Genomic DNA, 16,554 nt, shown 5'->3' with positions numbered 1-16,554 from the left:
CGTTATTCCCCTAAAGCAGCACACAGTTGCGTTTTTTCCACACCAGATAGCCGTAGTTCTTTTTAGTGTTCGGCATTTCTTTACCGGTTTGCCAGCGAATGACACTGCGACCGGTGGGATGACACTGATTGGCATCCGGCACGGGATTGACCATTTGATAGCGATAACGGCTTTTGGGCATAATGACGGTCGGGTATTCCTGACACACTGCCTTGTTTTCGCCAATCGTGTCCCAAATCATGCCTTGGCGATGTAATTTAAAATTCATCCGCTCAGTGAGTAATAACGCACTATTAATACCACTGCTTTCGGAATAAACCGTCCCCGTAAACGGATACATCGAGCCGTGTGAACCCGCGCACCAAAAGAGTGCATCGAGTGGTAAGCGGGCTTCACTGGCAATCGCATCGGCGGCACAGGCTAACTGCGCGATGCTGTTACCAAACAGCATTGCCTCTGGATTGGTAAAAAGCGCCAGATTGTCGTCCATCCACATCGGGTCAAGTTCCGAGAGATAGCCAATGTCATATTCACCGCCTTGCATGCAGCCGATGGTGGTTAAGATATTAAGCCAGCTAATCAGCGGATATTTGTACCAGTGCACGTGATACATCCCGCCTGGGTTTTCATTCGCGCCTTTGGTGCCTTTTCCCATCCCAATCTGCCCAATCGGAATGGTGAAACCACCCATATTGACCATACACATCGGTGAGCGCGTCACATCGGTCATGGCAAACGGCTCCCAAAAGCCTATCGCCAGGCCAATACGTTGAAATAACGGCGGTGGCGCAGGGCATAACTGAATCGGTGAGGAGGGATTGCGCGTGTCCGGTAGACTACTGCTATTTAAACTGATATTCCCGAGGCTGATTGGAAACAGACAGCGCCAGCAGATATCGGTAATCGGATTGACCCAGCGACCCTCACATAATGATGCTTTCGCCGATAACATCGGATTAAGCAGCAAAAAAGCGAACAATAAGTGGAAGGGTCGCGTTTTCATTATTCGCCTCGCTTCGCTTTTTCAATCGCTGCCAATAAGGTCTTCTCGCTTACCGCCCCGAAAAACATCGTCGTATATTCCAGTGTCGGCTTTTCCGTATTCATCACAATAAAGGCTGGCGTGCCTTCAATACCTATCTCTCTGGCCTCATTCGATGTTGCGGCAATCTCGCTATTTGGCGTTTCTTCAACCGATAGGGTGACACCCGCTTTTTTTATTGCCTGTTTAATATCCAGCCCCTGTTTTCCTGTGTTGTTGCTAAACATCGCTTCATGGTAGCGTTGAAAGGCTTTTTCGCCGCCCGCTTTCCAGACAGCTAATCCTGTTTGTGCGGCTATCTCTGATTTTTCACCAAAAATCGGATAGTTTTCAAAGATAAAACGAACATCGGATTGTGTACTGATAAGTTGCTGGATAATGGGTGCCATTTTTGCACACCAGCCACACTGGTAATCAAAGAATTCAATCAGCGCTATCTTGCCTTTTGGATGGATAACCGGGGTATCGGGATGGGTTAATCGTTGATTTTTCAGGATGACGTTAATGGCTTTTTGGGTCTGTTTTTCCTGTTGCGCGTTTTCCAGCTTTTTATGCATCTCCAGCAAAATTTCGGGGTGCGTCAGCAAATAACGGTGAACAATCTGCTCTATCTCTGTTGTTTGCGTTGCGTTAAATGGCGCTGCCCAGGAAAATAACGGAAACGACAATAACGCAGGGATGACAATCAGGGTGGCGAAAAGACGGGATTTCATCATTCAGCTCCTTTTGCTTTTTCAACTGCGGCTAATAACGTTTTTTCATCGACCACACCGGTTAAAATTGTCGTATTTTCTGTAGTAGGATTAATAAAATTAACAACAATAAAAGTGGGGAGCTTTTGGATATTTAACTTATTAGCATAATGAGCCGTTACAAGTGACATAACATCGTTATCAATTACAAACTTATTTAATTCAGTTTGAATATCTGTAAAAGGATATTTGGATTTTTCTATTGCTTGCGGAACATTCCCACTTTTAAATAATTCAGTAAAATATTTTAAAAATGCCTTGGGACATTTACTCCATACCATCAATTCTGCTTGCGCACCCAGAACAGATTGGTCTGATTTATCGGATAGATTTTTAAAAACAAACCGGATATCAGGGTGTTTTTTAACCAGATTTAAAATCGTCGTAACCATCTTTGCACAAGACTTACAATGATAGTTATATAGCGCAATAACCCCTACCCGAGACTTTGCATTTAAAACGGGGGTTAATTTTCCAGTGTACATTTCGTAAGCTTCGACCATTCTTTTAATATCTTGTGAAGATAAAGATGTTTCAGCCAGCGCAAACATTGGCAACAAAAATGTACCCAACAATAATCCGATAGTGACATATCTTTTCATAATGTCCTTTTCTCCATTTTGCGTGTTTGGGATTTCATTGTACTGCCACCTCAGTTATCCGTAATAAGGAATGATTCGGCATTTCATCCACTACACTGGGTAATCGCTCAATGCCAAACCGGTTAACCAAAACGCCACCCTGATCAAAGTAGATGCGCTGATTTAAGGCATCCGCCGTTATTTTTATATTCCCGTTCACCAAAATGATTTTATTGATGGCAGTCGCGGGTTTCTGCGCAGCGACCCAGGCAAGCTGTTTTTCATCATCACCATCAATGAAATAGAGCGTTTCATTAAAAGGGGTGATATCAAAGGGATTCACCTTCTGCCCTTTGTGCGCAAAAACGGTGCCGTTGTGGTCACGAATATCTTTAGTGACGGTGAAGCTCGGATCAAACGTCCGTGTGGTGTTTTTCACCGCTTTGGTGAGTCCCTGTACCGCTTCAGGGCGCTCGGCATTTTTCGTTACCCGTTCCCGCCATTGCTGGTGAATTTTTTCCTCGTTGCCTAAAAAAGCACTTTCCACCTGTCCTTCAATTACCGTCAGCAGGTTTTGTTCGGCTATCGCCCACACATCGCCAAACGTGCCGATTTCAGTGGCCAGACTGACCGCGCTAAAGCTCATCAATATACCGATGCAAGGCAGCCACTTATTCATGGTTTTTCATTGCCTCGGCAATCTGTTTCTGGATATCAGCCGTTTTATCCACTGCCCCTGCCATCACCGCACCGCTCACCAATATTAACGTGTTACCTTTGGCTTCTTTTTCTAAAACAGCCTTCAGGGTGTTGTTGTATTTCGCAATAAGCTGGTCTTTTTGCGCCTCCGGTAAGTCCAGCTTGCTGACCTGCACTAAAAAGCGATCGGTGGTCTTTTTCATATCAAAGGTGATAATGTTCGTCCGAGGAAAAAGCCAGTGTTGTACGGAAACAATTAGCAGAGCACTTAATAAACTGCCGATGATGAAATTAATGATGGCGACCGTTTTCATGCGCTTATGCCTTTTTGACGCGCTTTTTCAGCACAGGCAGGTTATCCATTACGCCCAATAGGGCAAGCAAACCTGAAGACACTAATGCCGCTTGCCCTAAAGAAAGGAAAAATATCAGCGGTGAGGGCAGATTGGCGTTAACGGCGACCAGCTGAATTTGACTGCTATCCAGCCCGAGACCCCGAGCAGTGAATACCACCATCAGCAATATCATCGCTGACCAATGCAGCATTTCTAGCATCCACTTTAAATAGGCGTTTGGCTTTAACACGGCGTTGACCCAACGAGGTTTGGTTCTTTTTTGGCTGAAATACTCAACGATTGCCAATCCCAAACAAGAAATCCCTAAAATCCAGAGTGCCTCAGTCATCCCCCACCCAAACGCGATGATCTGAAGGTCGGGATTCTGTTTTGTTAGTTGAATGACCGCTTTTGGCGATATACTCCCTGCCCCCACCCCAACGGTATAAAAACAAGACACCAACAGCATGAAAAACGAAGCGAAAGTGAAGGTGATCGCTTTCCTTATTGCATACGTTTTCGTTAATCCTGTGAGTAATGCGATTATTCTTTTCATTTGTTTGTCCTCCAAAAAGTTAATCGGTTAAGATGATGACAATCGCTTGCTAAAGCCCTATTCCATGGCATGTTTGGGTAATATCCCGAAAACTTGTTGAAATCATGAAAAATTCAGTGGTCATCGCAACTACTAGCATCCCGTAAATTACCCAGCGCCACGTTGACTGCGGATGTAACCTGAGAAGCACACACAACAATGCAATGATTATCAACGCAGTGATGATTATGATATCCAATCCCCATCCTCCCCTCTCACGGTTTAACCTGTTTCAATTTCGCCAGTAACGCAGGGTCTTTCTGTTGCGCCATTTCAAAAATAATGTCATTAATGTTTGCCCCTTCCTTTAGGCGCTTCTCCCGATAGGTGAAATCATCACCGCGGGAGGAAAACAGTTCATTACTTAACGGGTCGAGCATTAATCGATGAAAACTACTATAACCACCCACACTTAAATGCACGGCGCTAAATCCGGCGCGGCTGGCAGGGGGGAACTTTTGAATTAATGCCCATTCCATTTCGTTAAAGGTGGAAGGTTCTTCTTTTTGAAAAGAATTAAAGGCTTTTGCATCCTGCATGAGCGTGAATTTAAAACTGCTGTTGTCATAAGCGGCCAGTGCTGCCGTGCTTAAATTTTTATCGCGGATACTTTGTGTTACAGTGCCAAAGGAACCATTATGTCGACGGGCGGTACGGTAACCTTCTTCGATGAAATCGCGGACTTTAGGGCTTTTGGCATCCAGTAGTTTCCAACCTTCATCAATAATGTTCATCTTGCGTAAACTACGTGGCGTGTTGTACATCAGGTTTTCTGACCAGAGCATGAGCGTAAATAACACCGCCATGAGTAAATCCCGATTGGCTTTCAATCCACCGAGCTCTGTGACCACAAAGCGCATATCCGGCTTTAGGGTCGGTTCGCTGCTGTTAAAATATTTGCCGTATATCCCTTTGGTGGTGTATTTGTTTAGCAGTACCAGAATTTCATCAATGCGACCGGTGATACGGCTAGCTTCCTGGATTTTACCGCGATGTTTTTTTAGATAATTAACGACATCATCGATACGCATATCCTGTTTTTTGTTCGGCCAGGATTCCGTAATCGCTTCCAGTATCAGTGATTCATGCACTTCATCCATCAAGCCATTAGGACTGGCCAGAATGCACAACTGGTCACGAATGCGCTCAGCGCTTAAGGTGATATCGGTAATGTTGGCAAACGGATTAAAGCGCAAGGTTTCCCCGTTAATGTAGGTGCCACCCACGCTCTGGCAAAACGCCTTGTAGCTGTCGCCGATATCAAAAATAGACAAATAACCGCCGCTGTCTAACACCTGTCTGGCAATGGTTTGTGCCAACACCGATTTCCCTGCGCCGGAGGTGCCCGATTCAAACCAGTTAAAATTGGTGTTCGGCAAACTTGCGTCAAAAATATCGAGAAACGCCAGTTGATGGCGGTAACTTGGGAAGACTATCCCTGCCTGACTGAGTTTGTTATCGGCGATAATCGGCATGAGATTGACCGCCTGAAAGGATTCTGCTCGCTGTATTGCACCGGTTTTTAAGAAGTCCTTCCAGAGTTTCGGATTATCGCCTACCGCAAAAGGCAGGTGACCAAGAAAGTTGCGCATCTGCATTAAATCGGCTCTCACCATATTAAGCCCCTGCATGGCAAACGCCTTTTTGGTACGCTCCGCTTCTTTGGCTGCTTCCTCTTCATTATCACGACAAAAAAGGGTGATACCGAGATAATAACCGGATAGTGACGTCGCGGTAGAGAGCAATCCTTCACGTAAACTTTTCCATTCGGCGTGCTGGCGTTTGGTTGACGGGATATATTTGGCATAAGAAGAGGAGACTTTCCGCTCTAAATCCAGAAACTGCTTATTGGCTTCCCCCTGACTACGCGACTGGTCTTCGGTTTGAATGATAAAACTCATCACAAACGGGCAACGGATGCCGTTTTGCGGATTAAGCAAATTGGAAATAATATTGCCGTTTTGCCAGAGGTAGTGTTCTCTGGGATTACTGTCGAGATTAAAATGAATGGCACGGGTAGAAAACGGGTTATCTTCTTCATTGCGGCCGGTAATTTCCACATACCCCGATTTAAACCAGTAGCAGGTGTTGTTCTGCACAATCTGCTGATTAATGTCTTTGTCTTCTATCCACTCGGATGAATACGGCTTTAATCTTTCCGTGTCCAAATTAATCATTTCGCGCATCATCTGCAAAAAGCGGGTGATTGACGCATTGTCCGCATGAATATCCGAGGCGTTGAGCGCACTTAACAGATTACGCCGAATTTCACGGACTTTAATGATTTCACTTTCGGTGACTCGCTTACACGGCTGGCAGAACGCAAAAAACAGATGATAATCTCTCAGCGTCAACGGCAGATTTTGCGGATTGGCAAACTGATTGCGCGCCGCATCAAGATAAAACCCCTGCGTAATTTGATTGCATTCATCAGCACGATTGCCCTGCCAGCTAAAATCCCGCAAGCCGCGCGTTAATTTCTCATACACCGTTTGACTGGACAGCAAAATCACCTGTAGCGGAATATCGCGCGGTAGATTGTTTTTCACCAGTTCCTCAAGTGATTCGACCAGTTTTTCATTGGCACCAATTAACGGTTGGGCTTCCAGTAAAAATCCCAGTGAATGCTGGTTAATAAAAAGCTGATGGTCGCCGTCATAATCCCGATACGGCAACAGGTCGCGCAAATGCGGATAATCCATCGACTCGAGCTTTTTTGCCGTTTCACGGGTAGTGTCTTTTTCCATTAAGGCATTACCCACCAGTTCAATGATTTTGAGCGGATTGACTTGTTTTAGCATCACACTTTCTCCACATTTGCCCAGGTGGACGGGGTGGTCACGAAATAAACCACTTCGCCGGTATGGACGACCTCATCCGGTGACACATAAGGCGCTATCCAGGCACGCGTTACCCGCTCCGCTTGCCGAGAGGGAGTAGTGACTTCACCCAGACAAGGACTTGCCGGACACGCAGCAGGGGATTGTGCGGTGAAGTTGTTCGTTAGCCAGCGTGATGCAGGTGATTTAACCTTCATTGAGTTTGGATTATTTGCACTTATCGCGCGCTCAGTTAAAAATGTTACCGCTGTGTGCATTGGATTTAATTGAATTAAGCGATAAGCCGATAGCGTAAATCCTTTAGCGGACTTGACGGCCTCGCCTTTATGTTGGGCGACTGAATAACTGGCAGTATTGGTCATCTCATCGGCCTCACTCATCCAGTAACCCGAGTCTTTAGCGGGTTTGCCAAATTCAAACTCACTATTCATACCCGCGCAACCGGAAAGCAACACAATGCCGCTGATAAGCCCTATGCGATATTTCAGCATCATGTTGACTCCTTCTTGTTAGATTTTTTCCGGAAAATCCCGATTGCCAACCGCAAAAAACAAAGTATTAAGGTAATAGCCAATGACAGACGAAAAACAGGGGTGAGTAGGTCAACAACTTTATCGAACGTTAAGTAAATCGCATCCGGTTCAAACGGATAGCTTATTGCCAAATTTCCACTTAATGCAAAAGCGACCGTCAGCCAAACAAACATCACGGGGAAATAAAGGCTGATATTCAATACTAATTGCAAGCACTGCAAGGCGGTTCTTTTACCGATTGCCGCATTCTGATTGACCGGCAACATCACGCTATTTTTTGTCCTCACTACATTAAGGGATGGATGTTTGATAATGGATTTTTGCGCTAACGTATTCATGGCTTTATTCCTCCTTGGTTAATGGCGTCCGGTCGGAATTTCGACGAAAAAGACGGATAGCAAACTGCAAAACGCAAAGTATCAGCGTGATACAAAGCGACAAGCGAAAAACCGGTTCAAGCAGTTGCCAGCCTTCATCCATCACCTGGCTCACTTTGCTAAATCTAAAGTCCTCATTGATTGATAAATGACCCACATAAAAAAACATCATCGTTAACCAGAAAAAGATAACCGGTAAGTAAAAAAAGCCGTTTTTAATCAGTTGTAACGTGTATTCAACGCCGTGATGGATGACGCCGAGGATGTTTGTTGTGAATCGACTCATGGCTTCACGCCTCCGTTATTTGACGGTGGTTTTGTGGGGGTAACAAAATCGGACAAGTCCATTGAGGTGGCACTGCCTAACTGATTGAGCAACTCAGGTGGTAAGTTAGTTTTTACGCTGTTACTGACGTTTTTCGCCAGTTGGGTGGGTGATTCATTGACCTTTTTCGCTTCCAGGTCTTCAATAAATTCAGCTTTAAAGCCTTTTTGGAAAACCACTTCGACGCGATTGGCAGCGCCAATCGGGATAACCGGATGATATTGCTCGGCACGCTCAATGTAGTAGTCCGCCAGTTTATTGGCTGCCGTTGATGCGCCACTGCCTAGCGCTTGTCTGGCGACTTCCTGAGTGGTGGCCTGATGGGTTGCGCCCATGCCGACGGTGGTATTGCCAATTTGCGAGAAGGCGTTACCCAAACCGCCTAATGCCCCTGCGCCAAAGGCCAGTCCGAGCATCGCGCCATTTCGCATCACCGGTATACCTTTAATGCCGTTTTTGCCATAAAAACCGACATGCCCTTCAACTACCTGGTCAATATGCTTGTTGTTGATAACACACGACAGGCGCTCAAGTCTCACTTCTGCCCGTTCGCTGGAAATTTCTCCCCAGGCCGACGCGGTGACAAAACAATTTGTTAATTTATTCAGTTTTTGGTTGCCTGGCAGATGGGCAAGTCCGGTTAATTTAAACTGCATGGCCACTTTTTTGGTTTCGCCTTTCACCGACGCATTGGCATCCGCCCCTTCTAGCACGATGGCGGTTGAAAACGTCCCCGAGGGGACATAAAAACCCGATGGCATATTTTCTTTTTTCGGATAAGTAAAACGGGTACTTTCCAACTGACCTTTTGGTGGCAGGATAGCGATTTGAGGGGGATGACTCACTTGACTTGCCCCTGGTGTTGGACTGTTCTCCCCCTCCATCGCTTTTTTATTATGCTGGATTTCAGCCTGAAGTTGACCCACATTGGCCTTCAACTGGCTATTTTCATTTTTAACCGCATCAAAATCGCGCTTAATACCCTGAATTTCTTTTAGCAGCACGTCCATTGTCTGCCGATTCGCTTTTTCGCTTAGCTGCGCATCGGTGACGACATTGCCTTGCACCTTGTTATCAAAGGTATTGGTAATTGCACCGGTTAAATCCGGCTCCTGAGCGGAGGGATTACCTGACTGCACAGTACTGTCAGCAGCGGTTAATTCAACGCCTGATGCTTGCCTGTTTATCCACCAAAGCAGCGTGAAAATCGCCATCACCCCTACCCCAATCGCACTAAATACCACCTTTTGATTTTTGCGGATAAAATGATTGATATTCATTCCGGTTTCTCCTTAATCAGAAGAAACAGCGTGACCTGCTCATGCGGTCGTAAGGTATTAACGGTCGGATTAAACGCAATAGCCATCGTTTGCGGAACCCAAAAAACTCGCTCATTTAATTGAATAGGTTGTGAGGTTTTGTTCTCAACATTAACTCGTAGTAACCGAATGTTTTTGCCCTGAAAGCTCACACTGTCCCGAAAGCGGAAGTTGGCTAATGCCGAGGCTGACCAGTTGACGTTTACACGACCATTTTTAACAAAACCAGTGGGGATATTGTCGTTCATCGCCGCCGTAAAAGTCCGAGTGATAAACTGACTGTAAGAATCGCTGGTTTTTCCCCATTCTTGAGCATTCGCGTCAGCTTTCGCCTCGGCATTCATCACGCTCACATTAATGCCCTGGGATTTTTTAACGGGGATGGCATTGACGGTAAAACCAAACCCCTTTTCGGTTTCGATGTAGAGCGAAAAGGGTGTTGTTTCTTCGGTGGTAAAAATCAGTGCCCCGCTGTCAGTGGCTTTTTTATCGGCTAGCTTGCCGGCGGCACTATTGGCTTCCACTATCCGGTCATTCATCACCGCAATCACATTGGGTTCACGATTGCTCACGGAAAGTCGCACCACACTATGAGGGGTAACAGTCAGGTTCTCTGCCCAAATGGATGTGGAAATCAACATAAAACTTAAACAAAAAAGCAGTTTTTTCATGCCGGCAACTCCACAAAATCCGTTAGTTTCAATGCCCCGTCACGGGTCTCAAGTCGCAAGCGATAGTGCTTATCGACCGGCTCCACCGCTTTAATGCCGTAGAAAAAGTGCAATTCGCCGGTAATATCGACCACACCGCTATCAGGACTCACTTTGACTTCCTTTAAATAAAAGGTAGAGCTGGCTTCATTGATAGCCATGCGCTGACGCTCTTCGGCTAATACTTCGATTAATTTTTCGCGTAAATGGGTATCACTGTAGGCCAGTAACAAATTGTGGCTATCTTTGATGGTTTGTGCGGAGACATTCAGACGCAGATTAAGCAGACTTAACCCCATCAACCGAAGATAACGCGCATCACCGCGCGTGCCGTGAAAACTAAAACCTTCGTGGTCAACCATCGGCGTAATAATCGTTTGATGATTGTTAATAAGCTGAGAAGTCAATTCCCTGTTCTGCATCAGCAGTCGGTAGCAAATACCTAGACTTAACACCGTTATCAGCACACAGGTCATGACTCCAATGGCCAGTTGTTTTTGTGATGATTTCCGCAGTTGATAATCCATGCACGCTCCTCACGCTATCCAGTACCGTTTAAAACTCTCGGGTAAAACAGTGATAAAAAAACGCATGATTGATGTGGGTAGACTCCAGTATGCGAGACCCAACAGATAACTTGACCCTTTGCCCTGCTTAAGCCTGCGAAGCCCAACAAAGGCGATGGCTAAGGCGGGCGCAAATATCCACATATTGACGAAAATCGTACAGATAATTAACGGCAAATAAACCACCACCTCATCCATCGGCAACCCACAAAAACGGCGCTGATGCGTGAGCGTGGTCGGAAACTGATAGCGAGAAGTGGCATCCATTTAAATCAATCCGAAGACCACGTTAACAAACACAATCACCGCGGCAATTCCGCCAAATACCGCCAGATTTTTAGTTTTCACATAAGCAAAAATCGCCGCAAGGATTTCGAGTACGTACAGAATCCAGACAACGGTTGAGCCTTTGCCAAAAGTACTTTTCACCACCTCCTTGCCGCCACTGAATAAATCCCCGGTTGTCGGTGGGTCGGCATAAACTTGCATGGCAGGAAATAGCATTAATATCCCGAAAAAAGTCATCGTTAATAACGATTTCTGTTGCTTTAAAATCTTAAAGATGGCTACCGCACCCACAGTGAAAGGGTTTTTTAGGCATAAAGTGACCTTGCCGTTCATTTAAGTCTCCTTAAAACGGTTAATGATTAAATTAAGTAAATACTTAGCGTTATACTGTGCTAACCCTTAGTAACGGTTGGAATTTAGGTAATTAAAAATTAACAGTGCTTAATATTATTCTTAATTAATTTCTCCTTTTTAGATTTTTCAAAAGTGAAAAACTTATTTACTTTAAGGTATACCCTAAATTTCGGTATTAAAAGTGCTAAAAATTACGTGGAAATTTTTTAAATTTGTGCTAAGGCGATGAGGGGTAATATTTGTGATTTTTTATAAAAAAACTAAATTATGAAGATATATTTTACGCATTAATCAATAGCAAACAGGATGACATTAATATGGAGTTTATACTGAGTGATACCAAAAATGATAAAGAAGAAAACACCATAATCAATAACCTATGGAAACATAATTCTCAATTTACGCCTGTTGATATTCATACTCTAAGAGTGATTTTTCAAGATAACAACCGGATTCAGGGTGGATTAATTGCCAGAACATGGTGGGGAGGTCTTGACATCCAATACTTATGGATAGCTGAAAATTACAGGAAAAAGAATATTGGCAAAAAATTAATGAAGATGGCAGAAGATGAAGCGATAAAAAGAAAATGTCACATGGCTTATGTTGATACTTTCGATTTCCAAGCTGTTAATTTTTATAAAAAGCTCGGATACGAAGAATATGGCCACCTGTCCGAATTTGCTCATCGTCACACCCGATATTATTTATCCAAGCAACTAGGGAGCTGAGCTATGAACAATAATGCCTATATTGATAGCAACAATAATATTATTGCTCATGCGATTATGATGATAGAACATCTCAACGAACCCTGGGGAATTAAGGATAAAAATTCACACCATATCTACATGAACAGAGCTGCCCTAAAATTCACAAACACGCCTCAACACTTTGCTTTTGAAGGAAAAAAGGATAGTGAATTTCCTACGCAGTGGAGTGAATTGGCGAAAGACTTTGTTCAGCATGATAATTTAACCGCAAATACCAATCGAAGTGTCAGAGTGATAGAAACGCATTATTGGAATGGCAATAAATATTTAACCCCTTATATTAGCGAGAAAATTCCGCTTTTAAATTCTCAAAGAGAATCCTTAGGTATTTTATGGAATGCAAAAGAACTCATTTATATCAACCCATTAATTAACATAAATAAAAGAAATCCGACGGTAGTTACAACAGAAATAAAAAACACCCCATTCAACAAAAAAGAATTAAATGTTATTTTTCTTGTACTCCAAAATTTATCTTATAAAGAAATTGCCAATATATTAAATATTGCCCCTCGTACTGTCGAGAGTCGGTTAAAAATCATCTTCAAAAAAACAGATGTGCATTCCCTTTATCAATTAAAAGGCTATTGCAGTCATATAGGCTTGGATAACTATGTGCCTGATTCTTTTTTATGTAAAGGACTTCATTTTATCACAAAATAAAATGGTTATGTGCGGGATAAATACTGCTATTTATAACAAGGTAAACTTATCATATGAACCTAATAGATAACTATCCGACAAGTCGTGTTCCCACCAATATACGTTTATCATTCCTTAGTGTCACCTTAGTGCATGCGGGCATGTTAACCGCTTTAGATCAGTTCATGCTAGGCGCAGTATTAGGTCATTCAATGACTATAGCTGATGCCTTTCTAGCCATTTTTATCAGCAGTATTATTTTCGGGGTGGTAACTTTTGGATTAGGCTTTGCGGGTATGAAAGAGGGATTATCCAGTAGTCTCCTCGCCAGATGGTGTGGTTTTGGACAAATAGGTTCAATCCTCGTTAGTTTGGTGATAGCTATTAGTTTGATAGGCTGGTTTGGCGTGCAAAATGCCGTCTTTGCGAAAGGACTTAATTTTGCATTAGGCGATAAGTTAGGGGTTGAATGGTCATCAACATTTTCTGGATTATTTTTGACCGTCTTGGTTGCTTTTGGCTTTAAAGCCTTACGATTTACGGCGTGGATTGCCGTACCGTTCTTTATCATCGTTATTGTCTTCATTTCTGTGAGAATTCTTGATAATCACAATACCATTGAATTAATTAATTCAATTCCTACCGGTAAACCAATGACACTCTCTTCCGCCATTACATTAATTATGGGCGGTTGTATTGTAGCAAGTCTTATTACCCCCGATATGAGTCGATATTCAAAAAACAGGCGGCAAGTGTTTCTTATAACAATGGTATCCATTATTTTGGGTGAATTTCTGGTTAATGGCCTTGCTATATTATTAGCTAGGGCATTAAATACCGCAGATGTTGTCACTATTATGACTGAGACAGCAGGAGGGATTGGATTGCTGGTTGTTATCTTCTCTACCCTACGTGTTAATGACATTAATCTTTACTCATCATCATTGAGTATTGCCAATTCAATTTCTGTGCTAACGGGCAAAAAGGTCAATTACACGTTAATCACCTTAACAATAGGTATCATTGGAACAACGCTTTCTGTTTTAGGGATTTTGGAAAGATTTGTGGATTTTTTAACGCTGCTTGGTGTGGTCTTTCCCCCTATAGTCGGCGTGATGCTAACTGATTATTTTATTGTCAAAACTCACAGAAATATTCTCAAAGAAACCCAACAATATGAAAAAATCCCCGAAAATAAAGACACGCCATTTATAGGTTGGTATGCCCTTTTTGCCTGTATAACAGCAAGCTACATTGGATTAACAATAGAAACAGGCGTTCCTACTGTTAATTCCTTGCTTACTGCCAGTGTTATTTATGGTTTACTAAACTTCATCAAAATCCCTTTTTTCATGAAAAAAATAAAAAGCTAATCTTAATAATGGGAGAAATAGTCGCATTTGTGCCACCGCTCTCAATGAGCTAGTAGAGCCTAATTCCAAACGGTGCTGAGCTTCAATCAAAGAAGCTTGGACACTTCGAATAGAGACATGACGGATATCAGCTATATTGGCAATAGGAATACCAATTGCAAAGAGAAAAACATTTTCTTGTTGAGTTTGCGTAAATTCAGGAAACAACTGAGAAAATTGTTTTAGTTCATCAGAATAAAAAACACTCATGCGATCCCTCCCATTTCTACGAATCCACGTCCCTTATGAATAAATTCAGACGGAATATAGCGCTCAAAACCTTTTGATTTGCAAAATGTCTTTAGCTGACAAGCTGAATGCACGTCGACTTTTCTGTAGATAGTCTTCAAGTGCGATTCAACCGTTGATGGAAAAATATCTAACCGTCTAGCAATCTCCTTGCTGTTTAACCGTTGCATCGTGAAAAACAATATTTGCCACTCTCTATCAGTGAAAAGTTTGCTTGGTTTTTCCGTAGTAACCGCATAAGGTTTTATGCCATCCACATAATCTAGCGGAGATAAAAACAGGAACTCATGAGCATGGAAGAAAGTGCCTAGATATTCTTTATCGTCATCAAAAAGCGGTAGAAAGTGAAATTGCCAAACGGTGGGTGATTCCCTGAAATTAGCGGGCAAATTACATATCAAAGAAAACGCCGATTTTTCAGTTTGTACTCTCTCTGTCAGCTTTTTCAATTCTGCGGAATAGATGAGCGAAGGGAGTAGATCCATCATTTTGACGTTGGTATCAAATTTACCTTTGTTATCAACGAAGCCAGAAGGTACACCGCTACTCAAAAAGAATTTAATCATCTCTGAGTTCATACCGCACCTCCGATACTACGAAGATAATCACGCTGACGATTGGTAAGGTGTTTTGATGTGAGAGCAAAGCTCAAAAGCTGCTCGATTGATATGCTGCACGCTTTCATTATGCGTGCAATATGCGTACTATTTCGCATAGTCCGACTCCTACTTTAGCTAGGGTTTGGATTAGCTCTATAGCAGTGTTTCCTCACTGCTATAGAGTGTTATTTTTTACTTACAATTACTTTATCTGTTTGATCTATTATACAATTCCAACCAGTAATATTAGATAGCTCCGATAAGGATTTTTTTAAATCATACCTAAATTTTCGTAACTCACCTCGTTCACTTCCACAAAGTCTTTTTAATGTTTCAACTTTGATTGGAACAGGTTTTGAATGACTACTGTAGAAACCGTGTAACCACTGCGTCAATGGCTTACCTTTTAATTTAAGGCGTAATGCTTTAACTATCCCCGTCCATTCAGCATCACCAAAACAATTAACTATTTTAGGATTTAAAACAAGACAATTTAGCCCTGTTTCCTCATCCCTATATATTTCATTAATTAAACTACCAATATACGTATACTTTTTGTCTGATAGTTGAACAGCATTAGCCTTCATCCGATTAAGGCTTTCATCTAACCATTTATATTGAGTTTTTCCTGTATTTCTCCTTATTGACAGTAAAAAATCATAAGATGAAAATTTAACGGCATTCCCCAAAGGACTTTCTTGGCAACGTTGTAAACACTCCAACCAAACATCTAGATCTGATTGATCTAATTGCTCTCCTGTATATTTAATTTCATAACCGTTAACAGTTGCTTTTAATACACTTTTTTCATATTTTCTAGTTCCTTTCGCAACCAAGCCAAACAAAGCGCTTCTTAATATAATATTAGGAACAGGTGCTTTATTTTTTATGCTTATTGGCAAGTATATTTCATTTTCAGACTCAACTATCTGCTCTTGCTTAATATTATTTTCTGTTATTAATGAAGGGTTTTCTTTACAGCTATTAACACAACAATCCTTATTTTCTGCTATTTTTTTTGCAATAAAATCAACTTTATTCCATATATTTTTCATTAAAAGCCTCCTTGCGATTTTATTTTGCAAGGAAACTTAAAAATACTTATGATATACGTGACTAACATAAATCCTCTTAATTTCTGTTAGGAATTGCCCCTTTATTCGACCCAAGAATAAAGGGGACTCATCTTTTTAACTCTTCTTTAATCGCTCTTTAATCTCACATTTTTTCAAAAAGTTCCTAATACCTGTAGGTGATGCCTCGACATTTTTTTCTTCAGCTAACCAAATAGCTAAAGCTTCAAAGGTATAACCTTCATTTCTTAATTTTTTTAAATCCAACTTATAGGGCGAAAACTTTTCTTTCATTGAATTAAACACCATAAATACCATATACATAATATACATAATATACATAATAATATAAAGCAGAAAATTGGCAATTAAGGAGACAACTTAATAAAAATCTCCGGACGCAAACACGGCATAGCGCGGACGCAAACACGGCATAGCGCGGACGCAAACACGGCATAGCGCGGACGCAAACACGGCATAGCGCGGACGC

Annotated in this window: 23 protein-coding genes; 3 read left to right on the top strand and 20 right to left on the bottom strand. The window is 42.4% G+C overall.

Features of this window, described 5'->3' with window-relative positions; all coding sequences use genetic code 11:
- Nucleotides 1-10: 10 nt before the first annotated feature.
- The 15 genes from traU to G468_RS20290 form a co-directional block, all read right to left on the bottom strand.
- Nucleotides 11-1,003, bottom strand: coding sequence for a conjugal transfer pilus assembly protein TraU (traU, locus tag G468_RS0109080; protein WP_026822858.1), 993 nt, complete (start codon nt 1,001-1,003; stop codon nt 11-13).
- Nucleotides 1,003-1,755 (bottom strand): DsbA family protein, encoded by a 753-nt coding sequence (locus G468_RS20300; protein ID WP_051297013.1) that lies wholly within the window; start codon nt 1,753-1,755, stop codon nt 1,003-1,005. The genes traU and G468_RS20300 overlap by 1 nt, the downstream gene beginning before the upstream one ends.
- Nucleotides 1,755-2,396, bottom strand: a complete 642-nt coding sequence (locus tag G468_RS0109070) for a thioredoxin domain-containing protein (RefSeq protein ID WP_026822857.1) — start codon at nt 2,394-2,396, stop codon at nt 1,755-1,757. The genes G468_RS20300 and G468_RS0109070 overlap by 1 nt, the downstream gene beginning before the upstream one ends.
- 34 nt (nt 2,397-2,430) lie before the next feature.
- Complete coding sequence (traW, locus tag G468_RS0109065) at nt 2,431-3,054, bottom strand: type-F conjugative transfer system protein TraW (RefSeq protein ID WP_026822856.1); 624 nt, start codon at nt 3,052-3,054, stop codon at nt 2,431-2,433.
- A complete protein-coding gene (locus G468_RS0109060) occupies nt 3,047-3,388 on the bottom strand; it encodes a TrbI F-type domain-containing protein (RefSeq protein WP_026822855.1) in 342 nt (113 codons plus the stop codon). Before G468_RS0109060 ends, traW begins: the two co-directional genes overlap by 8 nt.
- Before the next feature lie 4 nt (nt 3,389-3,392).
- Nucleotides 3,393-3,965, bottom strand: coding sequence for a hypothetical protein (locus G468_RS0109055; protein ID WP_155846986.1), 573 nt, complete (start codon nt 3,963-3,965; stop codon nt 3,393-3,395).
- Nucleotides 3,966-4,219: 254 nt separating this feature from the next.
- Entirely contained in the window at nt 4,220-6,805 is a 2,586-nt protein-coding gene (traC, locus tag G468_RS0109050) for a type IV secretion system protein TraC (protein ID WP_034249633.1), read from the bottom strand.
- A complete protein-coding gene (gene traV / locus G468_RS0109045; protein WP_026822852.1) occupies nt 6,805-7,338 on the bottom strand; it encodes a type IV conjugative transfer system lipoprotein TraV in 534 nt (177 codons plus the stop codon). Before traV ends, traC begins: the two co-directional genes overlap by 1 nt.
- Entirely contained in the window at nt 7,335-7,715 is a 381-nt protein-coding gene (locus G468_RS0109040) for a hypothetical protein (RefSeq protein ID WP_026822851.1), read from the bottom strand. The genes traV and G468_RS0109040 overlap by 4 nt, the downstream gene beginning before the upstream one ends.
- A gap of 4 nt (nt 7,716-7,719) precedes the next feature.
- Complete coding sequence (locus G468_RS0109035) at nt 7,720-8,040, bottom strand: hypothetical protein (protein WP_026822850.1); 321 nt, start codon at nt 8,038-8,040, stop codon at nt 7,720-7,722.
- Nucleotides 8,037-9,323 (bottom strand): TrbI/VirB10 family protein, encoded by a 1,287-nt coding sequence (locus tag G468_RS20295; RefSeq protein WP_211229659.1) that lies wholly within the window; start codon nt 9,321-9,323, stop codon nt 8,037-8,039. Before G468_RS20295 ends, G468_RS0109035 begins: the two co-directional genes overlap by 4 nt.
- Nucleotides 9,324-9,355: 32 nt before the next feature.
- Nucleotides 9,356-10,069: a TraK domain-containing protein gene (locus tag G468_RS0109025; RefSeq protein WP_026822849.1), complete on the bottom strand. Its 714-nt coding sequence runs from the start codon at nt 10,067-10,069 to the stop codon at nt 9,356-9,358.
- On the bottom strand, nt 10,066-10,635 hold the full coding sequence (gene traE, locus G468_RS0109020; RefSeq protein ID WP_026822848.1) for a type IV conjugative transfer system protein TraE: 570 nt from the start codon (nt 10,633-10,635) through the stop codon (nt 10,066-10,068). The genes G468_RS0109025 and traE overlap by 4 nt, the downstream gene beginning before the upstream one ends.
- A gap of 9 nt (nt 10,636-10,644) precedes the next feature.
- Entirely contained in the window at nt 10,645-10,941 is a 297-nt protein-coding gene (gene traL, locus G468_RS0109015) for a type IV conjugative transfer system protein TraL (RefSeq protein ID WP_026822847.1), read from the bottom strand.
- The gene (locus G468_RS20290) at nt 10,942-11,295 is read right to left on the bottom strand and encodes a type IV conjugative transfer system pilin TraA (protein WP_034249631.1); all 354 of its coding nucleotides are present in this window, start codon (nt 11,293-11,295) and stop codon (nt 10,942-10,944) included.
- Nucleotides 11,296-11,633: 338 nt separating this feature from the next.
- Here G468_RS20290 and G468_RS0109005 point away from each other — a divergent pair, with 338 nt between their 5' ends.
- From G468_RS0109005 to G468_RS0108995, 3 genes are read left to right on the top strand one after another with little or no spacing between them, the layout of a single operon-like run.
- Nucleotides 11,634-12,047: a GNAT family N-acetyltransferase gene (locus G468_RS0109005; RefSeq protein WP_026822846.1), complete on the top strand. Its 414-nt coding sequence runs from the start codon at nt 11,634-11,636 to the stop codon at nt 12,045-12,047.
- Nucleotides 12,048-12,050: 3 nt separating this feature from the next.
- Nucleotides 12,051-12,752, top strand: a complete 702-nt coding sequence (locus G468_RS0109000) for a helix-turn-helix transcriptional regulator (RefSeq protein WP_051297011.1) — start codon at nt 12,051-12,053, stop codon at nt 12,750-12,752.
- A 53-nt stretch (nt 12,753-12,805) separates the two neighbouring features.
- Nucleotides 12,806-14,104, top strand: coding sequence for a cytosine permease (locus G468_RS0108995; protein ID WP_026822844.1), 1,299 nt, complete (start codon nt 12,806-12,808; stop codon nt 14,102-14,104).
- Here the strand turns inward: G468_RS0108995 and G468_RS20285 are convergent.
- The 5 genes from G468_RS20285 to G468_RS23760 all read right to left on the bottom strand — a co-directional run bounded on the left by G468_RS20285 (nt 14,057) and on the right by G468_RS23760 (nt 16,358).
- Entirely contained in the window at nt 14,057-14,353 is a 297-nt protein-coding gene (locus tag G468_RS20285; RefSeq protein WP_051297010.1) for a hypothetical protein, read from the bottom strand. The genes G468_RS0108995 and G468_RS20285 overlap by 48 nt on opposite strands.
- Complete coding sequence (locus tag G468_RS22420; protein WP_051297009.1) at nt 14,350-14,970, bottom strand: helix-turn-helix transcriptional regulator; 621 nt, start codon at nt 14,968-14,970, stop codon at nt 14,350-14,352. Before G468_RS22420 ends, G468_RS20285 begins: the two co-directional genes overlap by 4 nt.
- A complete protein-coding gene (locus tag G468_RS23765; protein ID WP_155846985.1) occupies nt 14,967-15,107 on the bottom strand; it encodes a hypothetical protein in 141 nt (46 codons plus the stop codon). The genes G468_RS22420 and G468_RS23765 overlap by 4 nt, the downstream gene beginning before the upstream one ends.
- 69 nt (nt 15,108-15,176) lie before the next feature.
- On the bottom strand, nt 15,177-16,046 hold the full coding sequence (trfA, locus tag G468_RS0108975; protein ID WP_034249628.1) for a plasmid replication initiator TrfA: 870 nt from the start codon (nt 16,044-16,046) through the stop codon (nt 15,177-15,179).
- A 135-nt stretch (nt 16,047-16,181) separates the two neighbouring features.
- Nucleotides 16,182-16,358, bottom strand: a complete 177-nt coding sequence (locus G468_RS23760) for a hypothetical protein (RefSeq protein ID WP_155846984.1) — start codon at nt 16,356-16,358, stop codon at nt 16,182-16,184.
- Nucleotides 16,359-16,554 lie beyond the last annotated feature (196 nt).

The sequence above is a fragment of the Arsenophonus nasoniae DSM 15247 genome (assembly GCF_000429565.1).
GTDB lineage: Bacteria > Pseudomonadota > Gammaproteobacteria > Enterobacterales > Enterobacteriaceae > Arsenophonus > Arsenophonus nasoniae.
This window is presented reverse-complemented; position numbering and strand designations above follow the sequence as displayed.